This is a genomic window from Stenotrophomonas maltophilia (assembly GCF_025642255.1).
Taxonomy (GTDB): domain Bacteria; phylum Pseudomonadota; class Gammaproteobacteria; order Xanthomonadales; family Xanthomonadaceae; genus Stenotrophomonas; species Stenotrophomonas maltophilia_P.
Genome location: NZ_CP106759.1, coordinates 997,167 through 1,022,600, shown reverse-complemented (window position 1 = coordinate 1,022,600; position 25,434 = coordinate 997,167). Strand labels below are relative to the sequence as shown.

The window sequence follows — 25,434 nt, the reverse complement described above, 5'->3', positions numbered from 1 at the left end:
CGATGCCTGGACCGACCCACGACAGCCGCTCGTTTCCAGGTGTACAGCTTGCGGCTCAGGAGGGCGGCGGCCCCGTTGAAGTCACACTGATCGCACAGCTCGGCATCGGTGCCGGAGACGCGCTGGTGGCTGATGCCAGCCAGCGTCAGCGCCACCACCCCGCCTTCATCGATGCACTCGATGAGCCCTCTGCACGGCTCGGTGGCATGCATCTGCAGTACGGCGATGCGTCCTCGCTGTACAGTTTCATGGTCGGCGAAGGCGGACATCCGTTCCATCGCCACGCCGGCCCACGCATGTTCACCGCCATCGCCGGCAGCGCAGGCGCTGAGCTGCGTTTCGCGATGGCCTCCGATGCACAGCTCGCAATCGATCCCGTCGCGCTCCTGCGCTCGCTGCGTCGCGTCCAGATCCCACCGGACTGCCTTTTCACCGTTCGATTTGGCGGAGGTACCTGGCACCAGTTTGTATCGAACCATCCTGGCCACCCTGCCCTGTTCGCACTGTCTTGCCACAGCAACGAACTGGCCGGTGCGATGAGCGCTGAAACAAGAGCGCAGGTGCAATGCAACGGTGCTGATATTCCCAGCTTGACTGAGGTGCTTCCCGAGGTGCACTGGCCCACCATGGCCACGTTGGCGGCCACCCCGCTGCTGCGTCTCTCGCTGCAGGCCGCACCTCCCAGCCTGTGCGCGTCCCTGTGCGCCCGTACCCGGGCGTTGCTCGGCCCGCTGCGACGGATCAATCTGCGTCCACTGCGTGGCTTCGTCGAACGTGCCCCCCTTCCATTTACCCTCGAGTCCCGCGCGCCCAGCGATGACGGACTGCTGGGTAAAGCACTGCAGTCCAGCAACTACCATGATCTGACGGTGCTCCGGCTGGACGGTGCTCAATTGCAGCAGCCACCTGTTTCGCAGTTGCTGGCAAACGTGCTGGAAGGCTTCCTGTGCAACCCACCGGGCGGCGTCAGCCAGCTGATGGCGGTGCGCAACTGGCTGGTGGCTCCCTTGGGGCTGCGCACCGCGCGGCTGGGCTGCCCGGTCTCGTCGCTGGCATGCAGCGATCACACGCAGCTCTTTGCGGGCCGCTATCCCGTGTTGGATTCACAGGTCGATGCACATGGCCGCTATGCCGAAGTACTGCTGGGCGCCGACGATCGCCACCTGCGCTTCCGCAGCAGTGTCCGCGTGCAGCGGCATACCGACGGCCGCATCGATATCAGCCTTGGCACGCGTGTGCAGACCCGCAACATCTTCGGGCGTGTCTACATGGCGTTGATCGATGGCGTGCACCGGCATTACATCGCCCCTGCACTGCTGCGGCGCGCAGTCGAACATGCGCTCGCGCCCGAACTGGCGGTTCCCGGTGCCTGGACCGGTGAAGCCTCGCTTCGCTGAGTCCATAGAAGGCGGGATGAAACGCCGTTGCCGTGTTCCGCAAACTGCCGAGGGGTTTACTGTCCGAACTCAACGCGCGTAGCGGAACACCAGATCGTCCGGATCGTTGCGCAGCGCGTCCGCATCCAGCACCCCGCCCAGCCGCCGGGCCACGGCCTGCGACGCGAGGTTGTCCGGCGCCATGTAGCTCACCAGCGTCGGCAACTGCAGCGATGTGAACGCCCAGTCGCGCAGGGCGGCCGCGGCCTCGCTGGCGAAGCCCTGCCCTTCGTGGCCGTCGTACAACAGCCAGCCCAGTTCCTTTTCCGGAAACAACGGGCCGTGATTGATGCCGACCTGTCCAATGCAGGCGCCGCTGTCGCGCCGTTCGATCATCAGCGCGCCGTGGCCGAACAAGGGCCAGCTGGCCAGGTCGTGACAGAACTGTCCCCAGGCCGCGACCTCACCAAATGGACCGCCCATGCCGCGCGCACGGGGCGATGCAAGAAAGCTCGCATAGGTGTTGAAATCCTCCAGCCGTTGCGGGCGCAGGCGCAACCGTGCGGTATGCAGCGTGGGAATCTCCAGCATCGCCACGGCCGATCTCACTGCACAGCCACACGACCATCACCGCGGCGCCGCAGCGACGGAGGGCGTGGCGCATCGGCGTCGGTGCGCGCCAGCACGGACGCCGGCTGCGCGCTGGCCAAGGCGGGATCGACGGACATGGCGGGCTCCTGCAGTGTCAGGCTGCAAGTCTAGGCCGCGCCCTGTGCGATGCAGATGAAGTGCGGCGCAAGGGGGCATGCTGCCCCTGATGTACCGCCATGACCGGCGTCGCCAGCGCCGTGGCACTCAGCGTGCACCGGCAATCCCTACCCGATCGCGTCCCTGCGCCTTGGCCCGATACATGGCGGCATCGGCAGCACGCAGCAGGGAACGCCAGCCCAGTGCATCGGTACTGCCCTCGGCCACACCGAAACTGGCAGTTACACGCAGCACGTTGCCATTGCCCAGCACGATATCCGACTGCTGCAGTGCGACGCGCAGCGATTCGGCCAACCGGCCACCCGCGCCGAGATCCCCATCCGCCAGCAGCACAAGGAACTCCTCGCCACCGTAGCGGGCGATGCTGTCGGTGTGCCGCAGGTACCTGCGCAGCAGCTGCGCAACCTGCACCAGTACCTCGTCGCCTGCGGCGTGGCCTTGGCCGTCGTTGATTGCCTTGAAATGATCGACGTCGAGCAGGATCACCACCGCCATGCCGTTGCCTGCGGCGTGCCGCTGCTGCACGTGTTCGTCCAGCGCGCGCCGATTGAGCAACCCGGTCAGCGCATCGGTGCCGGCCAGCTGGCGCAGTTCGCTGGTCAGTGCGGAACGTTCACGTGAGGTCTCGCGCAGCACTTCAATCGCGTCGAACAGCCGCTGCATCTCTGCCAATGGATGAGTGACGTGCTGCGCGGGGCCCGGCGCGTCGGACGCAATCTGCACCACCTGTTCCTGTGCCTGCAGCAGCGGCCTGAGGATCTGCCGGTGGGCTATGCGCAGGGCCACGCCCAGCACCGCCAGCGTGCCCAGCGCGGTGGCCCACAACACGGCCAGCCGTGTCGCCTCACGATTCCGCGCCTGTTCGAAGCGACCGATGGACATGCTCAGGTAGCCGTCGCGCAGCGCCTCCAGTGACTGCAGCGTCGGAACATAGCGCGCAGTGAATTTCGCGGTGCTCCACGGCGGAGGCCGTCCACGGCGACCGTCCTCGATCAGCTGTTCGATCATCGGCAGCGACTCGGAGAAGAACTGCCGGCGTGCCATGTCCCAGTGCCAGGACAGCTCGGGATCACTGCGGAACACCGACTCGTGGCTGGCTGCCAGTCGCCACAGCTCGAGCAGGCGGCCCTCGGTCTGCTGCGCCGCGCGTACCTGCCGGACGTGCCAGGCCCCGGGAACCGCCACCGGTGCCATCACATTCGACGCCAGTCGGCCGCCATGCTCGCGCAGGTCCATCAGGATCTGGCCCTGGATCGCCGGAATCGCCGCTTCGCGCCCGGTGGCCACCAGCACGTTGATCTGCGCCGAACCCAGGCGATGCAGGCGATCGGTCACCATGAACATGCTGTTGATCGCATGCTCCACGTCGTCGACCGTCCGCGCGTCTGCCGGCTTGGCCGCGACCCGGTCCACCGCCCCGCGCGCCTGGCGGAGCTGATGCTGGGCCTCGAACAGGGTGCGACGCTCGTCAGGCAGGGACGGCCCGGACAGGATCACGGCATCCATCTGCGTCATCGCCATGTCGACCCGCCTTCGCGCCTGTGCCAGCCATCCCGCCAGCCGCGCGCGTTCGCCGGCATCGGCGCAATCGCTGCCGAGCAGGCTGTTGGCTGGCCCGCGCTCGGCCGAGGCCAGATTGGCCAGATCAAAGGTCTGCCGCAACCGGCGCAGACTGCGGAGGTTGTCCTCCGCATCGGTGTAGCGCAGCGTGCCCTGGACCAGGGCGATGGCCATCAAGGGCAGCGTGCACACCACGAACAGCCCGGCCAGGATCCAGACCCAGGTCCGCAACCCGATCGGCGACACCTTGCGGGCCATTCACCATTCCCCTGAAGTGCGGACCACTGTAGCTGCCGGCTGGCGGCACCCACAAGCGTCCACCGTGGCGCTGCAGTGGCGCCCGCTGGCACCGGCAACTGTCAGATCCAGCGCTGGTCCACCAGTTCCCGTTTCACATAGGCATAGAACACCGGCGCAGCGACCAGCCCCGGCAGGCCGAAGGCGGCTTCCATCACCAGCATCGACAGCAGCAGTTCCCACGCACGGGCCTGGATCTCGCCACCGACGATGCGGGCATTGAGGAAGTACTCGAGTTTGTGGATCACCACCAGGTACAGCAGCGCCACCACCGCAACGTAGAACGATACCGACAGGGCAACGATGGTGATGACGGTATTGGAGATGATGTTGCCCACCACGGGCAGCAGGCCGGCGATGAACGTGATCAGTACCAGCGTCTTCGACAGGGGCAGGTGCACGCCGAACAGCGGCAGCACCCCCAGCAGGAAAATCGCGGTGAACACGGTATTGAGCAGGGAGATCTTCACCTGCGCGAACACCACCTGGCGGAATGCGGTCGCCAGGCGGCCAGTACGGCCGATCAGTTCCTGCGCCAGCGGCCCCATCGTCGGCAGCGGAAGCTCGTCGTACAGCGCGATCATCGCCCCCAGCACCATGCCGATCAGCACGCGCACGCCGATCTGCACCGCCGATGTGCCGGCGACGCCCAGCTGCCGCTGATGCTCTGCCGCCCACTCGTTCAATGCCGCACGCAGTGCCGGCATGTCCTCGGGAATATAGGGCTGCAGCAGCGCCGGCACCTGGTGACGCGAGGTGTTGAGGATGTCCATCAGGCGCGCCAGCAGCGCATCCGGCCCGCCGGTTTCGGTGCGGAAGAAGGACGCCACGCCGATGCCGGCCAGCACGAGCACGCCGATGATGACGGCCGAAAGCACGATCACCGCGATCGCACGCGCGCGCCCGGGCGGCAGGCGCCGCTCCACTGTCGACGCCAGCAGGTGGGTCAACTGGAACACCAGCAGGCCCGACAGCAGCGTCACCACCAGGCCCAGCTTCAGTACCAGCCACATCCCCAGCAGCATCAATGACCAGGCCGCGATCCTTGCAACGGGAGGCCGGGGCTGGGCAACGAGGGCGTCTTGCATGGCATGAGTCCGGGCGGGGTGGCCCATGGTAGTGGAACGCTCCGGACACCGAAATGAATGGAGTTGGGGCCAGCGCTTGCGATCACAGGCAATGAAACGTCCCCGGCAGGCGCAGGCCTGCCGGGGTTCCTGCCTGCTGCCTTCACCTGTGCCCGGGCGACGCTGTCGAGCCACGCAGCATCAGACTGAAGTCCAGCGTCTGCTGAAGCGGGACATCGACACCTTCGATGATGGCGAGCAGCAGTTTGACTGCGCGGTCGCCGATCTCCCGCATGGGCTGCCGGATGGTCGTCAACGGCGGCGTGAGGTAACGCGACGACGCCAGGTCGTCGAAACCGACGATGGACAGCTCCTCGGGCACGCGGACGCCCAGTTCCCGGCAGGCCGCCAGGGTTCCCAGTGCCATCTGGTCACTGAAGCAGAAGATCGCGGTCGGCGCCGACGCGGCGGCCAGCAGTGCCGTCGCCGCCGCATGGCCGGATTCGACGGAGAAGTCACCCGGCACAACACTCAACTGGCGCAGTCGGCCGCGCGCCCTGCCCGCCGCCCGTGCCCCTTCCAGCCGCTGCTGGTGCAGGGGGTTGTCGGGGGGCCCGCCCACCACGGCGATCCGCTCATGTCCCAGTCCGTACAGGTGCTCCATCACCGCACGCGCGGCGGCAGCGTTGTCGATGTGGACACTGGGGAGGCCCAGCGCGGGGTCGAATTCACAGCCGTTGACCACCGGCGCGGCGGCGCCCTGCTGCTCGACGATCGCGCGCGCGGTAGGCGGCAGGCGATGGCCCAGTACGATCAGGCCATCGGCCTCGTTGCGACGGAGCATCTGCGCATAGCGCTCCTCGCGGTCGGGTCGATGCTGGGTGTCGCCCAGCAGGACCGCGTAGCCGACGGCCTGGGCCGCGTCTTCGGCACCCTGCAGGATCTGTGCGAAGAACGGGTTGGCAATGTCCGGCACGGTCACCAGGATCTTGCCGCTGCGCTGCGTCTTCAGCGTGCGGGCAACCGTATTGGGCACATAGCCCAGCGCGGCGGCGGCCTGTTCGATGCGCGTGCGCGTCGCCGGCAGCACCTTGTCCGGCCGGGACAGCGCCCGCGACACCGTACCGGCGGAGACGCCGACGTGCTTGGCGATGTCGTAGATGGTGGCCATGGCGTCAGTTCTTGTTTCCGCTGTGCAGTGCACAACAGGGTTTGCGGGAGACCCTGCTAGGGTAATGCAATCGATTGCATCGCGGGCGAACCACGTTGAAGACGCTCAAGGGTCCGGCGCTGTTCCTGGCGCAGTTCATCAGCGAAACACCTCCTTTTGATCGGCTGGACACGCTGGCCGGCTGGGCTGCGGGCCTGGGCTATTGTGGCGTACAAGTGCCGACGAACGCGCCGCATCTGTTCGATCTGGCCGAGGCCGCGCGCAGCCAGGCGTACTGCGACGACATCAGCGGCATGCTGGCCGACCATGGCCTGCAGATCACCGAGCTGTCCACCCATCTGCAGGGACAGCTGGTCGCCGTCCACCCCGCCTACGACAGCCTGTTCGACGGCTTCGCGCCGGTGGACAAGCGCGGCAACCCCGCCGCGCGCCAAGCCTGGGCGGTGGAACAGTTGAAGCTGGCCGCCCGCGCCAGCCAACGCCTGGGATTGACCGCGCATGCCACGTTCTCCGGCGCGCTGGCCTGGCCCTACTTCTATCCCTGGCCGCAACGCCCACCGGGACTGGTGGAAGAAGCCTTCGCCGAACTCGGCCGGCGCTGGCGTCCCATCCTGGAGGCGTTCGACGCCAGCGGCGTGGACCTGTGCTTCGAGATCCACCCGGGTGAGGATCTGCACGACGGTGCCACCTTCGAGCGCTTCCTCGATGTGGTGGACCACCACCCACGCGCGAAGATGCTGTACGACCCCAGCCACCTGCTGCTGCAGCAGATCGACTACCTGGGCTTCATCGACCGGTATCACGATCGCATCGGCATCTTCCACGTCAAGGACGCGGAATTCCGGCCCAGCGCGCGCAGCGGCGTCTATGGCGGTTACCAAGACTGGATCGACCGGCCGGGGCGCTTCCGCTCGCTCGGCGACGGCCAGATCGACTTCAAGGCGATCTTCTCCCGGTTCGCGCAGTACGATTTCCCGGGCTGGGCGGTCGTGGAGTGGGAGTGCTGCCTGAAGCACCCGGAGGACGGCGCACGCGAGGGAGCCGCCTTCGTCCGTGACCACATCATCCGCGTGACCGAACATGCCTTCGACGACTTCGCCGGCAGCGGCACGCCGCCGGAATCACTGCGCCGCATGCTGGGACTCTGAGCCACTACCGCCCCGGGAGGGCAAGCCATGACGCACGCCATGTCGCGCTTGGGCGCGATGATGTTCCTGCAGTTCTTCATCTGGGGCGCGTGGTTCGTGACCCTGGGGACGTATCTGGTGCAGGGCCCGCTGCAGGCCAGCGCCAGCCAGGTGGCCACCGCCTTCCTCAGCCAGTCCATCGGTGCCATCGTCGCCCCGTTCCTGGTCGGCCTGATAGCCGATCGCTACTTTGCGGCGCAGCGCATTCTCGGGGTGCTGCACCTGGCCGGTGCGGTGCTGATGTGGTTCGCATCCACGGCGACGGACTTCAACACGTTCTTCGCTTGTGTCATGGGTTACATGCTGCTTTTCATGCCGACGCTGGCCCTGGCCAACAGCGTGGCGATGCGCCATATGCAGTCGCCTGAGAAGCAGTTCCCGCTGGTGCGCGTGGCCGGCAGTGTCGGCTGGATCGTGGCCGGCGTGCTGATCGGCTGGCTGGGCTGGGAGCAGGCGCATCGGCTCGAACTGACCTTCCGCATGGCGGCGATGGCGTCGCTGGCCCTGGGTCTGTATGCCTTTACCCTGCCGCACACACCGCCGCTGGCCAGGCAGCGCGATGCGGGACTGGGGCAGATCCTGGGCCTGGACTCGCTGCGGCTGCTGAAGTCGCGCTCCTACCTGGTGTTCTTCCTCGCCTCCATCGCCATCTGCATTCCGTTGGCGTTCTACTACAACTTCACCAATCCGTATCTCAACGACCTGGGCGTGCGCGGCGCGGCCGGCCTGCAGTCGCTGGGCCAGGTCTCGGAAGTGCTGCTGATGCTGGCCATGCCGTTCCTGTTCCTCCGCCTGGGGGTCAAGACGATGCTGGCGGTGGGCATGGCCGCGTGGGTGGTGCGCTATGTCATGTTCGCCTTCGGCGATGCGGGCGGTGCGTTCTCCCTGCTGGTGATCGGCATCGTGCTGCACGGCATCTGCTACGACTTCTTCTTCGTCACCGGCCAGATCTATACCGACGCACACGCCGGCCCCGACGCGCGCAGCAGCGCGCAGGGCTTCATCACCCTGGCGACGTACGGCGTAGGCATGCTGATCGGCACGTTCCTGTCCGGTGCGGTGGTGGAGCACTTCACCACGGCGGCGGGTCCGGACTGGCAGCAGATCTGGCTGTTCCCGGCCGGCGTCGCACTGGTGGTGCTGATCGCCTTCCTGCTGCTGTTCCGCGACCGCCCCGCTGTCGCGCCCGCTCCCACCGCACCCTGAGGAACCCATCGGATGTCCAAGCTTGGAATCGCCATCGTCGGCACGGGCATGATCGGTGCGGTGCATCGCCGCGCGGCACTGCTGGCCGGGGCCGAGGTCCGCGGCGTGGCGGCCTCTTCCCCGCAGCGCGCGCAGGAGGTGGCGCAGGCGTGGAACGTCGCGCATGCCTACCGCGATATCGAGGAGGTGGTCAGCGATCCGCAGGTGCAGGTCGTGCATGTGTGCACGCCCAACCATCTGCACCGCGCCATGGCGCAGGCCGCGCTGGAAGCCGGCAAGCACGTGATCTGCGAGAAGCCACTGGCCACCACCCTGGACGACGCCCAGGCATTGGCCGCGTTGGCCGCCAGGACCGGTCTGGTCGCTACGGTCCCCTTCGTCTACCGCTATCACCCGGTGGTCCGCGAGGCACGCGCACGCATCGCGCAGGGCGAGCTGGGGCCACTGCACCTGATCCACGGCAGCTACCTGCAGGACTGGCTGCTGGATCCGGCCAGCAACAACTGGCGTGTCGACCCCTCGCTGGGCGGCACCTCGCGCGTGTTCGCCGATATCGGCTCGCACTGGTGCGACCTTGTGGAATGGGTCAGCGGCGAACGCTTCGCCGAGGTCAGTGCCGCGTTCGCCACCGTCATCGCCGAGCGCGGCGCGGTCACCGGGCAGAGCTTCACCACGCCGGCCGCCGGCAGCACGACGCAGGCCGTTTCCAGCGAGGATGTCGCCACGGCGATGTTGCGCACGAGTGCGGGTACGCTCGCCTCGTTGACGGTCAGCCAGGTTTCGGCCGGACGCCACAACCGGCTGTGGTTCGAGATCGACGGCGCCAGGGCCAGCGTGGCCTTCAACCAGGAAGATGCCGAGCGGCTGTGGATCGGCCGGCCCGACCAGCGCGAGGATAGCTTCGTGCGCGGGCCCGGTGCCGGCAGCGCCGAACAACGCAGATTGTCGGTCTTGCCGGCCGGACACGCGCAGGGCTATGGCAACTGCTTCGAAGCGTTTGTCGCCGACACCTACCGTGCCATTGCAGGCGAGCAGCCGGAGGGCCTGCCCACCTTCGATGACGGCCTGCGCTCGGCGCGGATCGTCACACGTGTCATCGCATCCGCCAGGTCACGTGCCTGGACGGCCATCGATTGAATTCCCGGAGGACTGCCTGATGAACATCCGTATCCGCAGGACCGCAAGCCTTGCACTGCTGCTGCTCGTTGCCCTGCCCGCCTTCGCGCGCGATGCCAGCGACCTGCACACGCCCATCGCGGTGCAGATGTACACGTTGCGCAATGCCGGCTCGCTCGACCAGCAGCTGAAGATCGTCCACGACGCCGGCGTGCGCGCCGTGGAAACAGTCGGTACGCAGAATGTCAGCGCTGCCGAACTCAAGCAGCTGCTCGACAAGTATTCGATCAAGGCGATTTCCTCGCACACGCAGCTGGCCGATCTGCGCAGTGACCTGGATGGCGTGGTCGCCTTCAACCGGGCCATCGGCAACACCACGCTGGTGGTGCCCTATCTGGCCGAGAAAGACCGCCCCACCGACGCTGCCGGCTGGACGGCGCTGGGCAAGGAACTGGGCCAGCTCTCGAAGCAGGCCCGTGCCAAGGGCATGCGCCTGGCCTATCACAACCACGACTTCGAGCTGGTCGACGTCAATGGCACGACCGGACTGGAACTGCTGTTCGCCGCGGCCGGCCCCGATCTGCAGACCGAGCTGGACCTGGCCTGGGTCGCACGGGCCGGCCATGACCCGGTGGTGATGCTGGGCAGATTCAAAGGCCGCCTGTTCGCGGTGCACGCCAAGGACAATGCCCCGAAGGGCCAGGCTGAGGATGAAGGCGGCTTCGCCGCCGTGGGCCAGGGCGTCCTGGACTGGAAAGCCATCCTGCCCGCCGCCGCCACGGCCGGCGTGCAGTGGTACATCCTCGAGCATGACCAACCCCGCGATCCAGCCACCGTCATCCGCACCGGTGCGGACTATCTGCGTGAACACCTGACTGCCCGCGTGCCTGCCGGTGCACAGCGCTAGCCCGCGAAGGAGCCCAGCTTGAAAACGATTCTGAAAGTGACTGTCGCGCTGTGCGGCACCCTGCTGGCCGCTGCGGCGTGGTGCAAGGAAGACCCTGCTGCCGGAGCGCAGCTCTACGCAACGCACTGCGTGGCCTGCCACGGTGCGGAGCGCGCCGGCGTGCCACCGACGTTCCCTGCGCTCACCGACGTCAGCAAACGGCTTCAGCCTGCGCAGATCAAGGACAAGATCAAGCAGGGCGGCGGCTTGATGCCCCCCTTCCCGCAGCTGTCGCAGCAGGAGATCGACAACATCGCCAGCTACCTGGCGAAGTAGGCATGAGGGTGCGCTACAGCTCGCGCACCCAGATGTTGCGGTAGCTCACCCTGGCGTCGTGCTCCTGCAGGTACAGCGGCGCACAGGCATGTGGCGCGTAGGAAGGCGCGCCGATGTACTCGGTCTTGCCCGCCAGCACCGTGTCGTCCTGCACCAGCACACCGTTGTGCAGCACGGTGATGCGGGCCGGCGAGGTGAGCCCGCCGCCTGCCGAGAAGCGCGGGGCCTTCCAGATGATGTCGTAGGCCTGCCACTCGCCGGGCGCACGCGAGGCATTCACCAACGGAATGGCCTGCTTGTACATCGATCCGGCCTGGCCGTTGGCATAGGTGGGATTGTTGTAGCTGTCGAGCACCTGCAGTTCGTACACCTCCTGCAGGAAGATGCCACTGTTGCCGCGGTGCTGGCCGTCGAATCCGGCGGTCGCGGTGGGCGTGCGCCACTCGACATGCAGCTGGACATCGCAGAAGCGCTGCCTGGTGCGGATGCCCTTGCTGCCGGGCACCACGGTCAGCGCGCCATCGGCGACGGTCCAGGGCACGGGTCCGCCCTGCTCCGACTCCCAGCGCGACAGATCCTTGCCATCGAACAGCACGATCGCATCGGAGGGGGCACGGCCTGGCGGCGTCGCTACGACCGCGGGAACCGGCGTCCACGCTTCGGTCTTCGCCGGATCGCGCGCAGGGTCGCCGCCGTCCTGCGCGAACACGGGTGCGGTGCCCAGCAGGCAGGCCACTGTCAGGAGAGGTCGGTTCATCGTGCTTCCGGATCAAGGTGGAGGGTCGAGGCGTGGAGGCCCATCAGCTGGTCCCCCACGCCGGCGTGCCGGGCGTATAGGCAAGATCGCCGTCATAGCGACCCGGCACCGCAACGTACTTCAGCACTTCGGTCGCACCGACCTTCGAGGTGAAGAAGCCGAAGATGACCAGCTGCTTGATCATCGTGAAGTAGTGCGGCGCAGCCTCCCCCTCTTCCGCGGCACCGGTCTCGGTGACCTCGACGACGTGCGCCCGGGCTTCCGCATCCAGGGTGCGCAACAGTTCGCTGCGGGCCTGCGAGGGGAGCGACACGAAGCGGCCACCGGCACGCTTGTCGATATCGACCAGGCCGGCGCGGAATATCGCCTGCTGCCGGGGGGTGTAGCAATCGGTGACGAACAGCGCCATGAACGGGCCCGCGCCGGCATCCTTCGCGCCCGGCGTTGTGGTTCGCGGCAGGATGGTTTCAGCGATCTCGTCCAGCATGCTGATGTCAGCGGCAGAGAACGCGGCCTTCGATCCTGTCGTCGCGCTCTGCCCTGCGGCCAGTGCGGGCACGCCCACCATGGCCGCGCCGGTGGCGGCGACGATCATCTTCAACAGTTCGCGACGGTCCATCACAGGTTCCCCGCTTTCAGTTCGCGTACGGCATGGTCGGCGGCCCGTGCCGTCAGCGCCATGTACGTCAGCGATGGATTCACGCACGCGCTGGAGGTCATGCAGGCGCCATCAGTCACATAGACATTCGGCGCATCCCAGACCTGATTGTGCTGGTTGAGCACGGAGCTTCTGCGATCGCGGCCCATGCGGGCCGTGCCCATTTCATGGATGCCCTTGCCCGGGGCGTAGTCGTTGTCGTGCATCTCCACGTCCTTGACGCCGGCTGCCTCCAGCATCTCGGCAGCATCGGCCGCCATGTCCTTGCGCATCGCCAGTTCGTTCGAGCGCATCGAAACGTCCATCGCCAGCACCGGCAGCCCCCACTTGTCCTTGCGCTGCGGATCCAGGCGGATCGTGTTGTCGTGGTGCGGCAGCATCTCGCCGAATCCGGTCATGCCGATGCGCCAGTCGCCCGGCAGGGTCAGGGTCTCCTTCAGGTCGGCACCGATGTTCAGCTCGGCGATCTCGCGCGACCACCCGGTGCGGCTGGCACCGCCCTGGTAGCCGAATCCGCGCAGGTAGCTGCGCTTGTCCGCAGCGACGTTGCGGAAGCGTGGAATGTAGAAGCCGCAGGGGCGGCGACCGAAGTAGTACTTGTCGTCGTAACCCTCGACCCGGCCGGAGGCACCGGCACCAAAATGATGGTCCATCACGTTGTGCCCCAGCTCGCCGGATGACGACCCCAGACCGCCCTCCCAGACATCGGTGGCCGAGTTCATCAGCATCCAGGTCGAGTTGAAGGAGGATGCGTTGAGGAAAATGACCTTGGCCGTGTACTGATAGGTCAACCCGGTCTCGGCATCGATGACCTCCACACCGCGCGCGCGCTTGCGGTCCTTGTCGTACAGCACTTCCTTGACGATCGAGAAGGGCCGCAATGTCAGATTGCCCGTTTTCATCGCCGCCGGCAGCGTCGCCGCCTGGGTCGAGAAGTAGGCACCGAAGGGACAGCCCAGGATGCACTTGTTGCGGTACTGGCAGTTGACGCGCCCCTGCTCGGGCATGGGCTGGGTGATGTTGGCGGTACGCGAGTGGATCATGTGCCGCGTTCCGCCAAACGCCTTCCTGATCCGCGCGGCCACATCCTTCTCGACGATGTTCAGCGGGATCGGCGGCAGAAATTCACCGTCCGGCAGCACGTCCAGTCCCTCGCGCGTACCGGCGATACCGGCGAACTTCTCCACATGGTCGTACCAGGGTGCGATGTCGGCGTAGCGGATCGGCCAGTCAGTAGCAATGCCGTCCTTGAGGTTGGCTTCGAAATCCAGGTCGGAGAAGCGGTAGCTCTGCCGCCCCCACATCAGCGAACGGCCGCCTACGTGGTAGCCACGGAACCAGTCGAAGCGCTTGGTCTCGACGTACGGCGATTCCTGCTCATTGGCCCACATCCCTTCCAGGTTCTCGGCCAGGCCGTAGTCACGCATCAATACGGGAAAGGCGGCCTTCATCGCCTGTGTCGGCCGGTTGCGGTGCGGGAAATCCCACGCCTCCTTCATCGCATTGACGTAGTCCTTGACGTGCTCGATGTTGCGCCCGCGTTCCAGCATCAGGACCTTCAGGCCCTTCTCGGTCAGTTCCTTCGCCGCCCAACCGCCACTGATTCCCGAGCCAACAACGATGGCGTCGTAATGATTGTCTGCCATGGGTCTACTTCACCTGGGTGGATATCGTTTCAGACGTCGCAGAGGCGGATCGCCTCGCGCAGCGAGCCGACGGGATCGGGTGCCGCAGGCATGAACTCCTGCGCCAGATACCCCTCGAAGCCGGTGTCGCGGATCGCGCGACAGATGGCCGGATAATGCAGTTCCTGCTGGTCACCGATCTCGTGCCGGCCTGGCACACCTGCGGTGTGGTAGTGCTTGAAGAAGCGGTGATGCCTGCCGATGGTGGCGATGATGTCGCCCTCCATGATCTGCATGTGATAGATGTCGTACAGCAGGCCGAAATTGTCCGATCCGAGCCGCTGGCACAGCTCGACGCCCCATGCGGAGTGATCGCACAGGTAATCGGGATGATCGACCCTGGAGTTCAGCAGCTCCATCACCAGCACGACACCACGCTTCTCGGCATGGCCGAGGATGCGCTTCAGCCCGGCTTCGGCATTCTCCAGGCCTTCCCGCGGATCCATGCCGTCACGATTGCCGGAGAAGCAGATGAGGTTGCGGTAGCCGGCATCGGCCACCAGATCGATGTGCCGCGCGTAGCGCTCCACCAGTGCATCGTGATACTGGCGGCCGGCAAAGCCTTTGGTCAGGCTGATCTCGGCGCCGTTGCACATGGAGCTGTAGACGCCATGCGCCTTCAGTGTGGGCCAGTCCGCCGGCCCCACCAGATCGATGGCGGCGAAGCCGATATCCTTCACCGTCTGGCAGAGCTGGGCGACCGACTGCTGCGGGAACGTCCAGCGGGCGACGGAATGCTTCAGGTTGCCCTTGAGTGGGGCCTGGGCGGCGAACGAGGGCAGCACGGCTGCCGCAGCCAGGCCAAGGCCGCCAGCGAACGCCATGCGCAACGCATCGCGCCGCGTAAGCCCCGATGCCGGTCCGATCGAATGGATGGACATCCATCTGCCGGCCTCCCAACCGGTATCAAACGCAACGATTCACAGCAATGCAATCGATTGCACCATAAGGGAGGAATTCTTTTTTTTGCAAGACGCGGTGCACGAAAAATCCATGCTGCGCGGCACAACGCCGGCCTGCCGTGGAAAAAAGAAAAGCCCCGCATCGGCGGGGCTTTCTGTTTCCTGCGGACGCGCGTCCGATCAGAACGGAATGTCGTCGTCAGCAAAATCGTCCATCGGCGGCGCCGACTGCTGCGGCTGCGGGCGCGGGTTGCCGCCCTGGTTGCCGTAACCGCCACCCTGGTTGCCGCCCTGGTTGCCATAGCCACCGCCCTGTCCACCACGCTGGCCACCACCGCCGTACTCCTGGCGCGGTGCCTGCTGGCGCTGCGGACGATCACCGCCGTAGTTGCCGCCACCGCCACCACCGCCTTCACCGCGGCCGCCCAGCATCTGCATCTCATCGGCGACGATATCGGTGGAGTACTTCTCCACGCCGTCCTGGCCGGTGTACTTGTCGTAACGCAGGCTGCCTTCGACGTAGACCGAGCTGCCCTTGCGCAGGTACTCGCCGGCGATCTCGCCGAGCTTGCCGAAGAACACCACGCGGTGCCATTCGGTGCGTTCCTGCTGGTTGCCATCCTTGTCCTTGCGGACGCTGGTGGTGGCCAGGCTGATGCGGGTGATCGCCATGCCGCTCTGGGTGTACTTCACGTCCGGGTCGTTGCCGAGATTGCCGACCAGGATGACTTTATTGATGCCGCGCGCCATAGGTACCTTCGTCCGTTGTCCAGGGGCAGTCGACCAGTGATAGCACAGCCCCGGCCGGGGGTGCAGGACACTGGGCCGCCCCCGATGAATTTGGGGGAATGCAAGAACACCGCATCTTAGCACTGCCGCCGCTCCGTGCCCGGCCAGAAGCGACGAAAGACACCGAAAGATCCTACTGAAATCCTTGTAAGGCAATGACTTAGCCGTCCGGGCCGGACACCCCGGCGCGGCCGGCCGCAGTGACGGCCGGCGCTGCGATGGCGCCCCCATGGCATCATGCCGGGGCATCTACTCATTCGTTCGCGCGCTTCCCCCATGACCATCAAAGGCAAAGCCACCTCCCTGGACATCGCCCATCTGGCCGGCGTCTCCCAGCCGACGGTGTCGCGGGCCCTGCGCGGCAGCCCGATGGTCAATGCGGAGACCCGAGAACGCATCCTGCGCATCGCCCGCGAGCTGAACTACAAGGTGGACAAGAACGCCTCCAGCCTGCGCCTGCGCAATGCCGGCACGCTGGCCCTGCTGTTCTTCGAGGACCCGACCAACGACGATTCGCTGATCAACCCGTTCTTCCACTCGATGCTGGGTTCGATCACCCGCGCCTGCGCGCTGCACGGGCAGGATCTGCTGGTGTCGTTCCAGCAGCTGTCGACCGACTGGCAGGCCGACTACGAGGACAGCAACAAGGCCGACGGCATCATCCTGCTGGGCTATGGCGACTACCACGAATCGCGCGACCGCCTGCAGCGGCTGGTCGAACAGGGCACCCACTTCGTGCGCTGGGGTGCGGCCCTGCCCGGCCAGCCCGGGGTATCGATCGGCAGCGACAACTTCCAGGGCGGGCACGACATCACCACCCATCTTCTGCAGCAGGGCTGTCGGCGCATTGCCTTCCTCGGCCACGCCTCCAGCCATTACCCGGAATTCGAGGAGCGCTATCGCGGTCACGTGGCAGCCCTGCGCGATCACGGGCTGCATGCCGAACCGGCCCTGCAGCACGATGCCATCACCACCGAAGCGTCCGGCCAGGAAGCCTGCCAGGCGCTGCTCGCGCGAGGCGAACACATCGATGCGATCTGCGCCGCCAGCGACCTGATCGCCATCGGTGCGATCCGTGCACTGCGCGAGGCCGGGCTGCGGGTGCCGCAGGACGTGGCGGTCACCGGGTTCGATGACATCCCGCTGGCCGCATCTGTATCGCCGGCATTGACCACCGTGCAGCAGGACACCAAGCAGGCCGGGCAGCTGCTGGTGGAACGGCTGCTGGCCTCGATCAGCCGGCAGCCGGTGGAGAGCCAGAGCATCCCGGTGAAGCTGGTGGTGCGGGAATCATCGCTGCGCGGCTGAAACAGCGGACGTGATCGGACGGGACTACGCAGTGAACCCGGCCTGCGGGCACCGGACCGGGTGCCGCAAGGCCCGCAGGTGGACGGCCCCGTCGGGTGGCCTCAGCCCTGGGCGAAGTCCTTCAGGATCTCGCCGACGCCACTGGGCGAAATCTCGAAGCCCAGCGAGGTACCCGGGTTGATCACCACGCCGTAGCCCCCCGGCACGCGGCGCAGCACGTCCAGCATCAGCCAGCGGATCTGGTGTTCGGCCTGCTGGCTGTAGATGCCCACCCGCGATGGATCGGTGAACACGGCCACGTGCAGCGTGCCCTGCTTGTCGAACAGCAGTGGGTCGAAGCCGCTGCCGTCGGGGGTGACCAGGCTGCCGGTCAGCAGCAGCACCTCGGAGGCGACGAAGGCCTCCATGAAGGCGCGGATCGGCACCGCCCCGTCCATGGCCGCCTTCAGCAGGGTTTCGATCGGGGTCTGCGGGGCGAGGTCGGACATGGCGGTACGGCGCGGCGTGAGGGGTGCCTATTGTAGGGTCGAGCCTGCTCGAAGAGCGTGCCAACCAAGGTTGGCACCTACCAGAGCGGGAGTGCCAACCGAGGTTGGCACCCACCAGAGCGGTAGCGCCGGGCCACGCCCGGCGGCGCCCTCACCGTCCCAGACGCTGGTCCCGAGCCTTCTGGTCGGCCATCGCCCTGTCCAGCTCTGCCTGCAGCGCTGGCTGCTGCACGGAGGCATCCAGCACGTACACCTTCACGCCATGCGCGGGCACTTCGGCCTTCAGGGAGGCATCCACCTGCAACAAACCGCCGTCCAGCGCGTCGCGCCAGCGGCCCGCCTGCAGGTAGCGCTCCACCTGGAAAACCGTCGCCTTGTCGCCCTTGTTCAACAGCACCAATGCGGTCTGTGCCACATCCCCCTGCTGCAGCACACGGAAGAACACCGCCTCATTGCCACGCAGGCGCTCGTTCACCTGCAGGCCGCGCTGCAGCGCCGGGGTGGCCTGGCGCAGCTGGGCGATGCGCCGCAGTGGCGCGAAGATCGGGCTCTGCGGTGCGGCATCCACCCGCGCCTGGCCGAAGTAGGCACGGTTGCCGGCATGCTCGGCACGGCCCCGCATGAAGCCGGTTTCCGAGCCGTAGTAGACCACCGGGATACCACGGGCGGTGAACAGCCAGTTGTGCGCGTCGATGAAACCGTTGTCGCTGGCCTGCAGGCGTGGCATGTCGTGGTTGTCGTAGAAGCTCATCAGCTCGTACGGATTGGCATAGGGGCCGCCGGTCAGGTGCAGCGGCTCGGCCAGCGTCTCGAAGCCCTTGCCGGCGGTACCGAAGGTCTGTTCCAGCGCGCCACGCAGCGGGAAGTCGAGCACGCTCACATTGGCGTTGCGCGGCCAGGTGTGCTCGGCAATCCTGCTGGCGTCGTAATCGAAGGCCTCGCCGAACATGAACATGTTCGGATGCTCGGCACGGATGCGGTTCACGAACTCGTGCCACCACGGGTGCGGCAGCCAGCCGATGGTATCGATGCGCAGTGCGTCCACGCCCTGCGCGGTCCACTGCAGGTACGCGCCGACGAGGTAGTCCATCACCGCCGGGTTGTTCTGGTTGAAGTCGGACAGCTCGGCCAGGTTGCCATCGAAGATCGAGCCTTCCTTGCTGTCGACCGGGCCGATGGTGTTGTAGAACGCGTGCAGCGGGTTGTGCTTTGGATCCAGCTTCTGCGGGGGCAGGTTCTGGTGGTCGGCGATCAGCTTTCCATCCTTGTCGAAGATCTGGCCGAACTGCGGCTGCCGCGTCGGCATGGTCCAGGCCGGCGAACCGTGGTTGCCGACGATGTCCAGCACCACCTTCAGGCCGGCACCATGCAGGCCCTTGGTCAGGCCTGCAAAGTCCAGGTCCTTGCTGGGCAGGTGCTCGTCGAGTTTGTAGAAGTTGATGCCCCAGTAACCGTGGTAGCCGGTCTTGCCGCGGTCGGTCAGCGTGCTGGTGCAGCTGATCGGCTTGCTGCCGGTGAACGCCTCATCCGGATTGTCGACGATCGGCGTGATCCACACCGCACCGAAGCCGAGCTGACGGATGTAGTCGGCGTTGTCGAGCACGCCCCTGAAGTCGCCGCCGAGGTAGCCGATGTTGCCGTCCACCTTGTCCGGGCAGGGCACTGGAATGTCGAACGTGCGGTGGCTGCCCCCCTGATCGCGATGATCGTTGGACGGATCACCGTTGACGAAACGATCGGTCACCACGAAGTACACGGCATCGCTGGCGAACGGTTCGAGCGTGCCCACGTAGTCCGGGCGCGATGCGGCCTGTACCGCCGTGGCGAGCAGGGCCAGCGACAGCCCCAGCGACATTCTGGAATACACATGCATCACGCACTCTCCTGATGGGCCGGCACGCGAAGCACGCACAGCCCGGCAATGAACAGACTCACTCCACCCAGCACCAGCACGTGCAGGGGATTTCCGCCCAGCCACTCGCGCAGTGCGAAGCCCAGCGCGCTGGCGGCGACCAGCTGCGGAATGACGATGAAGAAATTGAACAGGCCCATGTAGATGCCCATCTTCGCCGCCGGCACGCTGTCGGACAGCAGGGCGTACGGCAGCGACAGGATCGAGGCCCAGGCGAAGCCGACGCCGGCCATGGACAGCAGCAGCCAGGTGGGGTCCTTGATGAACATCAGCGAGATCAGGCCCAGCCCGCCGAGCCACAGGTTCACCAGGTGGCTCCAGCGCAGGCCGATGGCGCGCACCATCGGCGGGATCAGCAAGGCGGCCAGTGCGGCGAAGCCGTTGTAGGCGCCGAACAGCACACCGACCCAGTTGGCACCCTCGTTGTACGCCGCCGACTGCGGGTCGGTGGAGCCGAAATGCGTGCCGGCCACCGCTGCGGTGGTGTAGATCCACATCGCAAACAACGCAAACCACGAGAAGAACTGCACCCAGGCCAACCGGCGCATGGTCACCGGCATCGCCCGCAGATCACCCACGATCGCCGCCAGCATGTGCGCCTGCGGCAGCGTACGGGCCAGCGCAAGAAGCACACCATAGCCCGCGCAGAGACCCGCCAGCACGTAGAGCATCCTGTCGCCCTGGCGCGCGGCGATCACAGCGGCCAGCAGCACGCCTGCACCCAGCCACAGCGCCACCTGCGCCCACGGTGCGGGGCCACTCGCAGCGGCGGCGGCATGGTGCGCCGGCGGCTCGGCGTCATCGAACCCGGCCAGTTCTGCCGGTGAATACTCGCGGGTACTGACCACGGTCCAGGTGATCGCCGCCAGCAGCACTGCCGCACCGAAATAGAACGCGTAGCGCACTGTATGCGGCACCTCGCCGGCAGCGGCGGTGTTGGCCACGCCGAAGTGGGCCAGGATGAACGGCAGGAAGCTGGCGACGATGGCACCGACACCGATGAAGAAGCTCTGCATCGCGTAACCGGCCGGTCGCTGCCGCGGTGCCAGCTGGTCGCCCACGAAGGCCCGGAACGGTTCCATCGATACGTTGATCGAAGCATCCAGCACCCACAACGTGCCCGCCGCGATCCACAAGGCAGGTGAGTTGGGCATCACCAGCAGGGCCAGCGTTGTCAGCACCGCACCGATCATGAAGAACGGGCGACGCCGGCCCCAGCGCGTCCACGTGCGGTCGGAGAGATAACCGATCACCGGTTGCACCAGCAGGCCGGTCAACGGTGCGGCGATCCACAGCCCGGGCACCGACTCCATGTCCGCGCCAAGCGTCTCGAAGATGCGGCTGGCGTTGGCGTTCTGCAGGGCAAAACCGAACTGGATGCCGAGGAAGCCGAAACACATGTTCCAGATCTGCCAGAACGACAGCTGCGGTTTGGCAGGGCGGTTCATCGTGCGTCCTCCGCCGTGGCGACCGGCGCCAGCGTCAGCGCCTTCACCTGCGCCTGGTTGAGCACGCCTTCGCGCCCGCCCTTTCCGCCGGTGTAGTGCGCGAAATGCTGCAGCGCGCTCATGTTGAAGCCTTCTTCAAGCGCGACCGTGCACGGCCCCTTGGGCACAGCGAACGTTGCCGAGGTCGAGTCCTGCACGGCCACGCTGTGCGGCATCGCAACCGTATGCCGCTGCAATGGCTGGCCCGGGCACTGCAGCACCAGTTGCTTGACCGCAGCCGTGACGCCGGTGTTGATCGGCCCGTTCGGGTTGCGGTACTGCAGGCGCAGGCGCACCTGCCCGGCCTTGGCCGAGGTGAACTGCCAGCGTTCCTCGCCCTTCAGCACCTGCTGCGGACCGACGCAGAGCATCGGGCTGTGCAGCGATTCCAACGTGCCTGCGCGCCGGGTCAGGCTGAGGCAATGCTGTAGGCCATCGTCGCTGATGCGCGCCACGCCCTTGCTGTCGGTGACCGCCTTGCCGTCCTTCCACAGCACCTGATCGGCTGCCACCGGAACGTTCCAGCCCGCGCCCTTGCGCAGGGCCTGCGGCGCAACCGGCGTGGCCGGCGCACGCATGTTGGCATCCGCAGTCGTGGCAGCGAAACCGGTTGCTGCCGGGGCGGCGACCAGCTGCACCGTCGTGGTGCTGCCACGCGTGGTGGTTCTGCCGGCCACCAGCAGGCCATCGCCCACGTTCTGCGGGCGCTCCAGCACATAGCGCTTGCCGTTGGCTTCCAACGTGATACGGGGATGTGTGCCGAACAGTTCCGGCACCAGCGCGGCCGGCAGCTTGGGCTGCACGCGGCCATCGTCCTGCACGCCGAACACGCCTTCGGTGACCATGGCCAGATAGCCGGCCACCGACCACAGCTGGCGCTCTGAATTGACCACCGGCCCGCTCAGCGCGCCTTCGTCCACATGCACGGCCTGGCTGACCAGCTCGTAGTTTTCCATGTTGGAACCGGCCAGTGCCGCCCCCTGCATCAGCGAGCGGATCTCGGCGGCGATGCGCGGCGCGTCGTCCAGCTGTCGCGCAGCACGCAGCGAATACGCACTGACGAACGGCCAGATCGCACGGTTGTGGTAGATCGGCTGCTGGGCTTCCTGTGGCCACACCACCGGGCTGCCGGCCGGCCCCATCGGGTAGTTCGCCAGCGCGCGGCGCGCCCGCGCCTCGGGCAGCACGTCGGCCAGGATGCCCAGCGACAGGCCCAGCAGGTCGACCTTGGCGTAGGGCACCGGATGCGCCGCCTCACCGATGTAGCTCATGTACTGGCCCATGTCGTCGCGCCAGAAGCGCGCATCGATCCGTACCGCCAGTTCATCGGCCCACGCCTTGTACTGCGCACGGCGATCATCGCCCCGCTGCGCGGCCATCTGCTCTGCCAGCCGCAGTGCCTGGTAGTGCAGGACGTTGGTGGACAGCGCGTAGGAATCACCGATGAAGCGCACGTTCTCCCGGGTCCAGTCCGGATACGTCTGTTCACGCCAGTCGAGGAACGAGGTTTCGCCGCGATAGAGGCCCATCTGTGGGTCGAACACCATCGCCCGGTCCTGCGCCAGCGTGCCCTGCAGCGCCTGCCAGACCTGTTCGGCAAAAGCAGGATCATCCAGCAGGTGGCGTGCGGCCAGGAACCACACCACACGGTCGCTGCTGATCGGCCAGCTGCCGCCGGAGCCGGTATCCTGCGCGACGAACAGGCCGGGCGTGCGCCCATCACGGGCAGCCGACAACTTGAACTGCAGCGACTGACGCGTGCGCTGCGGATCCAGCCGCGCCAACGCAAGGTCAGCGGCGAAGCTGACATCGCGGGTCCACACGTAGGGCCAGCGGGCGCCGGTCTGGAAGCAGTCGCATGGCACCGGCCGTCCTTCGTCAAAGGCGGGGTCGCGGATCGCATCGACCCGGTCCTGCGCCATCTCCTGCTGGGCCAGCGCGAACAGCGCGTCGAACATCACGCTTCCGGTCTGGCTGCGCATCGGCGCGGCGGCAATCGGCACAGCGCCGTTCGGCGTGTGCAGCACGAAGCTGCCCTTGGCAGCCGCTTCGGCACGCGCATGGCGGCCGTCGAATTCCAGGTCGGCCGCATGCGCGGTCGTCCCCAGCGCTGCCCCCAGGGCAGCGGTCAGGCAAATGATCTTCAGCATCGAAGCGGCAGACCGGCTTGCGCCCGTCGACCTCCCTCCCTCTCTGCACCGTTTATAGGTCCGCGCAGCCGTGACCGGCGCGCGGGCGCGGCGCCTCCCTCAAGGTGCCTTGGGCCCATGGTAGACGCGGGGCTGTCGCCTGCGTCCAGCTGCATACGTATTCATGCACCGACGCGGCAGTACGCCCGCCGGGCTGGCTTATGGTCCGGGTCTGCCAACGGCGCCTTGGGAGGGGAAATGCCGATGTCATCCAGTGTTGTACGTGCGGTGTTCGCGCGAATCATGGGCGTTGCGCTGCTGGGCCTGGCCACGCTGGCGCAGGCCGCCCCCCAGATCACCAGCGTCCAATCGCCCGGCGACGTGCTCAAGGTCAGCCTGGTGCTGGACGGCGGCACCGCCCGCTACCGGGTGGAGCGCTTCGGTGAAGCCGTAGTGGAGGATTCCAGGCTTGGCTTCGAACTGCGCGATGGCCGCCTGGACCGGGATTTCATCCTGCTCGGGCAGCAACGACGCAGCGTCGATGAGACGTGGGAACAGCCGTGGGGGGAACGCCGCCTCACCCGCAACCACTTCAACGAGCTGACCGTGCAGCTGGCCGAAACCACCGGCAGCAAGCGCCGGCTGGATGTGGTGTTCCGCGTCTACGACGACGGCCTGGGCTTCCGCTATGTGTTCCCTGAGCAACCGAACCTGCGCGAAGCGATCATCGATGACGAGCTGACCGAATTCGCCATCGCGGCAGACTCCACAGCATGGTGGATCCCCGCCGGCGAACCGATCCACTACGAGTATCTCTACCAGCGTACGCCGCTGCGCGAGATCCCGCTGGTGCACACGCCGATGACGCTGCGCAGCCGCGATGGCCTGCACGTTGCGATCCATGAGGCTGCGCTGGTGGACTACGCCGGCATGTGGCTGCGCCGCACCGACGGCCAGCGCCTGCGCGCGCAGCTCTCGCCCTCGGCCGAAGGGTGGAAGGTGCGCCGTGCCCTGCCCTTCGTCACGCCCTGGCGCACGCTGCAGATCGCCGACCGCGCCGGCAGCCTGGTCGAGTCCGACCTGATCCTCAATCTCAACGAGCCCAATGCACTGGGCGATGTGAGCTGGGTGAAGCCGGCCAAGTACCTGGGCGTGTGGTGGTCGATGCACCTGGACAACGAAAGCTGGGCGACCGGACCGAAGCATGCGGCGACCACCGCCAAGACCAGGAAGGTGATCGATTTCGCCGCCGCGCACGGCTTCCGTGGCGTCCTGGTGGAGGGCTGGAATCCCGGCTGGGACGGCATGTGGGTGGGCAATGGCTACGACTTCGACTTCACTCGCGCCACGCCCGATTTCGACATTGAAGCGCTTTCGGCATATGGACTGAAGAAGGGCGTGCACCTGATCGGCCACCATGAAACCGGCTGTGCCATCGAACACTATGAGGCGCAGCTCGACGCCGCGCTGGACCTGTATGCGCGGCTGGGCGTGGACCAGTTCAAGACCGGCTACGTCTGCGACGACGGCCAGGTCGACCGCCGCAACCCGTCGGGTGGCCCGCTGTGGCGAGAGTGGCACGACGGCCAGTTCATGGCGCGCCACCACCTGCATGTCGTGCAGGAAGCCGCGCGCCGGCACCTGTCGGTGAATCCGCACGAGCCGATCAAGGACACCGGCCTGCGCCGCACCTATCCCAACTGGATCTCCCGCGAAGGCGCGCGCGGCATGGAGTACAACGCCTGGGGCCAGCCGCCGAACCCGCCCGAACACGAAGTCAATCTGGTGTTCACCCGGATGCTGGCCGGACCGATGGATTACACCCCCGGCATCCTCAGCCTGAAGGGCCGCCACGGCCAGGCCATCCCCAGTACCCTGGCACGTCAGCTGGCGCTGTACGTGGTGCTGTACAGCCCGATCCAGATGGCCGCCGATCTGCCCGAACACTACCTGCAGCATCGGGAGGCGTTCCGCTTCATCGAAGACGTGGCGGTGGACTGGGAGCAGAGCCGCGTGCTCGATGGTGAAGTGGGCGACTACGTGACGATCGTGCGCCGCGACCGCAACAGCCGTGACTGGTTCCTGGGCAGCATCACCGACGAGCATGGCCGCGTGCTGCCGGTGTCGCTGGGCTTCCTGGAGCCGGGCGTGCGCTACCGCGCGGAAATCTATCGCGATGGCGACGGTGCGGACTACCGCAGCAATCCGTTCGCGTTCACGCGGCAGACGCGTGAAGTGACCAGCGCCGATGCACTGACCCTGATGCTGGCGCCGGGCGGCGGGCAGGCCATTCGGTTCACGCCATTGGAGTGATGAATGCCCCCGCGTGACGTTCGCCGGGCATGGCCC

Annotated in this window: 22 protein-coding genes; 8 read left to right on the top strand and 14 right to left on the bottom strand. The window is 66.7% G+C overall.

All coding sequences use genetic code 11. The features are described 5' to 3' along the window. Positions 1–2 precede the first annotated feature (2 nt). Positions 3–1,397 (top strand): DUF2867 domain-containing protein, encoded by a 1,395-nt coding sequence (locus N8888_RS04790; RefSeq protein WP_164151782.1) that lies wholly within the window; start codon positions 3–5, stop codon positions 1,395–1,397. A 69-nt stretch (positions 1,398–1,466) separates the two neighbouring features. On the opposite strand, the gene N8888_RS04785 is transcribed toward N8888_RS04790, so the two are convergent. The 5 genes from N8888_RS04785 to N8888_RS04765 all read right to left on the bottom strand — a co-directional run bounded on the left by N8888_RS04785 (position 1,467) and on the right by N8888_RS04765 (position 6,239). Further along, positions 1,467–1,967 carry a GNAT family N-acetyltransferase gene (locus N8888_RS04785; protein ID WP_111186028.1) on the bottom strand — a complete coding sequence of 167 codons (501 nt, stop codon included), beginning with the start codon at positions 1,965–1,967 and terminating at the stop codon, positions 1,467–1,469. A gap of 14 nt (positions 1,968–1,981) precedes the next feature. Continuing rightward, a complete protein-coding gene (locus tag N8888_RS04780; protein ID WP_258391157.1) occupies positions 1,982–2,104 on the bottom strand; it encodes a hypothetical protein in 123 nt (40 codons plus the stop codon). Between the two features lie 127 nt (positions 2,105–2,231). Next, a complete protein-coding gene (locus N8888_RS04775) occupies positions 2,232–3,962 on the bottom strand; it encodes a GGDEF domain-containing protein (protein ID WP_263177785.1) in 1,731 nt (576 codons plus the stop codon). A 101-nt stretch (positions 3,963–4,063) separates the two neighbouring features. Further along, positions 4,064–5,089, bottom strand: a complete 1,026-nt coding sequence (locus tag N8888_RS04770; RefSeq protein WP_263177784.1) for an AI-2E family transporter — start codon at positions 5,087–5,089, stop codon at positions 4,064–4,066. Between the two features lie 142 nt (positions 5,090–5,231). Beyond that, complete coding sequence (locus N8888_RS04765) at positions 5,232–6,239, bottom strand: LacI family DNA-binding transcriptional regulator (RefSeq protein WP_111186026.1); 1,008 nt, start codon at positions 6,237–6,239, stop codon at positions 5,232–5,234. Positions 6,240–6,334: 95 nt separating this feature from the next. Here N8888_RS04765 and N8888_RS04760 point away from each other — a divergent pair, with 95 nt between their 5' ends. The 5 genes from N8888_RS04760 to N8888_RS04740 are packed head-to-tail and all read left to right on the top strand — an operon-like array spanning position 6,335 to position 10,970. Then, positions 6,335–7,387: a sugar phosphate isomerase/epimerase family protein gene (locus N8888_RS04760; RefSeq protein ID WP_065174573.1), complete on the top strand. Its 1,053-nt coding sequence runs from the start codon at positions 6,335–6,337 to the stop codon at positions 7,385–7,387. A 27-nt stretch (positions 7,388–7,414) separates the two neighbouring features. Then, positions 7,415–8,632, top strand: a complete 1,218-nt coding sequence (locus tag N8888_RS04755; RefSeq protein WP_263177782.1) for a nucleoside permease — start codon at positions 7,415–7,417, stop codon at positions 8,630–8,632. Positions 8,633–8,644: 12 nt separating this feature from the next. Beyond that, positions 8,645–9,769 carry a Gfo/Idh/MocA family protein gene (locus N8888_RS04750; RefSeq protein ID WP_065182391.1) on the top strand — a complete coding sequence of 375 codons (1,125 nt, stop codon included), beginning with the start codon at positions 8,645–8,647 and terminating at the stop codon, positions 9,767–9,769. Between the two features lie 19 nt (positions 9,770–9,788). After that, a complete protein-coding gene (locus N8888_RS04745; protein WP_263177781.1) occupies positions 9,789–10,655 on the top strand; it encodes a sugar phosphate isomerase/epimerase family protein in 867 nt (288 codons plus the stop codon). A gap of 18 nt (positions 10,656–10,673) precedes the next feature. After that, on the top strand, positions 10,674–10,970 hold the full coding sequence (locus N8888_RS04740; RefSeq protein WP_053516691.1) for a c-type cytochrome: 297 nt from the start codon (positions 10,674–10,676) through the stop codon (positions 10,968–10,970). A 13-nt stretch (positions 10,971–10,983) separates the two neighbouring features. On the opposite strand, the gene N8888_RS04735 is transcribed toward N8888_RS04740, so the two are convergent. The 5 genes from N8888_RS04735 to N8888_RS04715 all read right to left on the bottom strand — a co-directional run bounded on the left by N8888_RS04735 (position 10,984) and on the right by N8888_RS04715 (position 15,722). Further along, positions 10,984–11,727, bottom strand: coding sequence for a 3-keto-disaccharide hydrolase (locus N8888_RS04735; RefSeq protein ID WP_263177780.1), 744 nt, complete (start codon positions 11,725–11,727; stop codon positions 10,984–10,986). A gap of 43 nt (positions 11,728–11,770) precedes the next feature. Next, positions 11,771–12,346, bottom strand: coding sequence for a gluconate 2-dehydrogenase subunit 3 family protein (locus N8888_RS04730; RefSeq protein ID WP_263177779.1), 576 nt, complete (start codon positions 12,344–12,346; stop codon positions 11,771–11,773). Continuing rightward, the gene (locus tag N8888_RS04725) at positions 12,346–14,031 is read right to left on the bottom strand and encodes a GMC oxidoreductase (protein ID WP_263177777.1); all 1,686 of its coding nucleotides are present in this window, start codon (positions 14,029–14,031) and stop codon (positions 12,346–12,348) included. Before N8888_RS04725 ends, N8888_RS04730 begins: the two co-directional genes overlap by 1 nt. Positions 14,032–14,060: 29 nt before the next feature. Next, on the bottom strand, positions 14,061–14,951 hold the full coding sequence (locus N8888_RS04720) for a hydroxypyruvate isomerase family protein (RefSeq protein ID WP_263177775.1): 891 nt from the start codon (positions 14,949–14,951) through the stop codon (positions 14,061–14,063). A 201-nt stretch (positions 14,952–15,152) separates the two neighbouring features. After that, a complete protein-coding gene (locus tag N8888_RS04715) occupies positions 15,153–15,722 on the bottom strand; it encodes a single-stranded DNA-binding protein (RefSeq protein ID WP_262219195.1) in 570 nt (189 codons plus the stop codon). Positions 15,723–16,037: 315 nt separating this feature from the next. On the opposite strand from N8888_RS04715, the gene N8888_RS04710 reads away from it, so the two are divergent. Continuing rightward, the gene (locus tag N8888_RS04710; protein WP_253118922.1) at positions 16,038–17,069 is read left to right on the top strand and encodes a LacI family DNA-binding transcriptional regulator; all 1,032 of its coding nucleotides are present in this window, start codon (positions 16,038–16,040) and stop codon (positions 17,067–17,069) included. A gap of 101 nt (positions 17,070–17,170) precedes the next feature. On the opposite strand, the gene N8888_RS04705 is transcribed toward N8888_RS04710, so the two are convergent. The 4 genes from N8888_RS04705 to N8888_RS04690 form a co-directional block, all read right to left on the bottom strand. Next, entirely contained in the window at positions 17,171–17,557 is a 387-nt protein-coding gene (locus N8888_RS04705) for an SseB family protein (RefSeq protein ID WP_164151766.1), read from the bottom strand. Between the two features lie 151 nt (positions 17,558–17,708). Further along, a complete protein-coding gene (locus N8888_RS04700; RefSeq protein WP_430542965.1) occupies positions 17,709–19,430 on the bottom strand; it encodes an alpha-amylase family glycosyl hydrolase in 1,722 nt (573 codons plus the stop codon). Further along, positions 19,430–20,917 carry an MFS transporter gene (locus N8888_RS04695; RefSeq protein ID WP_263177773.1) on the bottom strand — a complete coding sequence of 496 codons (1,488 nt, stop codon included), beginning with the start codon at positions 20,915–20,917 and terminating at the stop codon, positions 19,430–19,432. The genes N8888_RS04700 and N8888_RS04695 overlap by 1 nt, the downstream gene beginning before the upstream one ends. Further along, positions 20,914–23,106 carry a glucosidase family protein gene (locus N8888_RS04690; protein WP_263177771.1) on the bottom strand — a complete coding sequence of 731 codons (2,193 nt, stop codon included), beginning with the start codon at positions 23,104–23,106 and terminating at the stop codon, positions 20,914–20,916. Before N8888_RS04690 ends, N8888_RS04695 begins: the two co-directional genes overlap by 4 nt. 237 nt (positions 23,107–23,343) lie before the next feature. Here N8888_RS04690 and N8888_RS04685 point away from each other — a divergent pair, with 237 nt between their 5' ends. Next, positions 23,344–25,398 carry a glycoside hydrolase family 97 protein gene (locus N8888_RS04685; protein ID WP_263177770.1) on the top strand — a complete coding sequence of 685 codons (2,055 nt, stop codon included), beginning with the start codon at positions 23,344–23,346 and terminating at the stop codon, positions 25,396–25,398. The last annotated feature ends 36 nt before the right edge of the window (positions 25,399–25,434 follow it).

What these genes read in the sequence shown, in the direction of transcription:
- N8888_RS04690 (WP_263177771.1), bottom strand. Translation starts at nt 23,106, where the DNA reads ATGCTGAAGATCATTTGCCTGACCGCTGCCCTGGGGGCAGCGCTGGGG.
- N8888_RS04705 (WP_164151766.1), bottom strand. Translation starts at nt 17,557, where the DNA reads ATGTCCGACCTCGCCCCGCAGACCCCGATCGAAACCCTGCTGAAGGCG.
- N8888_RS04785 (WP_111186028.1), bottom strand. Translation starts at nt 1,967, where the DNA reads ATGCTGGAGATTCCCACGCTGCATACCGCACGGTTGCGCCTGCGCCCG.
- N8888_RS04780 (WP_258391157.1), bottom strand. Translation starts at nt 2,104, where the DNA reads ATGTCCGTCGATCCCGCCTTGGCCAGCGCGCAGCCGGCGTCCGTGCTG.
- N8888_RS04715 (WP_262219195.1), bottom strand. Translation starts at nt 15,722, where the DNA reads ATGGCGCGCGGCATCAATAAAGTCATCCTGGTCGGCAATCTCGGCAAC.
- N8888_RS04700 (WP_430542965.1), bottom strand. Translation starts at nt 19,430, where the DNA reads ATGCATGTGTATTCCAGAATGTCGCTGGGGCTGTCGCTGGCCCTGCTC.
- N8888_RS04685 (WP_263177770.1), top strand. Translation starts at nt 23,344, where the DNA reads ATGCCGATGTCATCCAGTGTTGTACGTGCGGTGTTCGCGCGAATCATG.
- N8888_RS04765 (WP_111186026.1), bottom strand. Translation starts at nt 6,239, where the DNA reads ATGGCCACCATCTACGACATCGCCAAGCACGTCGGCGTCTCCGCCGGT.
- N8888_RS04775 (WP_263177785.1), bottom strand. Translation starts at nt 3,962, where the DNA reads ATGGCCCGCAAGGTGTCGCCGATCGGGTTGCGGACCTGGGTCTGGATC.
- N8888_RS04745 (WP_263177781.1), top strand. Translation starts at nt 9,789, where the DNA reads ATGAACATCCGTATCCGCAGGACCGCAAGCCTTGCACTGCTGCTGCTC.
- N8888_RS04725 (WP_263177777.1), bottom strand. Translation starts at nt 14,031, where the DNA reads ATGGCAGACAATCATTACGACGCCATCGTTGTTGGCTCGGGAATCAGT.
- N8888_RS04735 (WP_263177780.1), bottom strand. Translation starts at nt 11,727, where the DNA reads ATGAACCGACCTCTCCTGACAGTGGCCTGCCTGCTGGGCACCGCACCC.
- N8888_RS04755 (WP_263177782.1), top strand. Translation starts at nt 7,415, where the DNA reads ATGACGCACGCCATGTCGCGCTTGGGCGCGATGATGTTCCTGCAGTTC.
- N8888_RS04750 (WP_065182391.1), top strand. Translation starts at nt 8,645, where the DNA reads ATGTCCAAGCTTGGAATCGCCATCGTCGGCACGGGCATGATCGGTGCG.
- N8888_RS04730 (WP_263177779.1), bottom strand. Translation starts at nt 12,346, where the DNA reads ATGGACCGTCGCGAACTGTTGAAGATGATCGTCGCCGCCACCGGCGCG.
- N8888_RS04790 (WP_164151782.1), top strand. Translation starts at nt 3, where the DNA reads ATGCCTGGACCGACCCACGACAGCCGCTCGTTTCCAGGTGTACAGCTT.
- N8888_RS04720 (WP_263177775.1), bottom strand. Translation starts at nt 14,951, where the DNA reads ATGTCCATCCATTCGATCGGACCGGCATCGGGGCTTACGCGGCGCGAT.
- N8888_RS04695 (WP_263177773.1), bottom strand. Translation starts at nt 20,917, where the DNA reads ATGAACCGCCCTGCCAAACCGCAGCTGTCGTTCTGGCAGATCTGGAAC.
- N8888_RS04710 (WP_253118922.1), top strand. Translation starts at nt 16,038, where the DNA reads ATGACCATCAAAGGCAAAGCCACCTCCCTGGACATCGCCCATCTGGCC.
- N8888_RS04770 (WP_263177784.1), bottom strand. Translation starts at nt 5,089, where the DNA reads ATGCAAGACGCCCTCGTTGCCCAGCCCCGGCCTCCCGTTGCAAGGATC.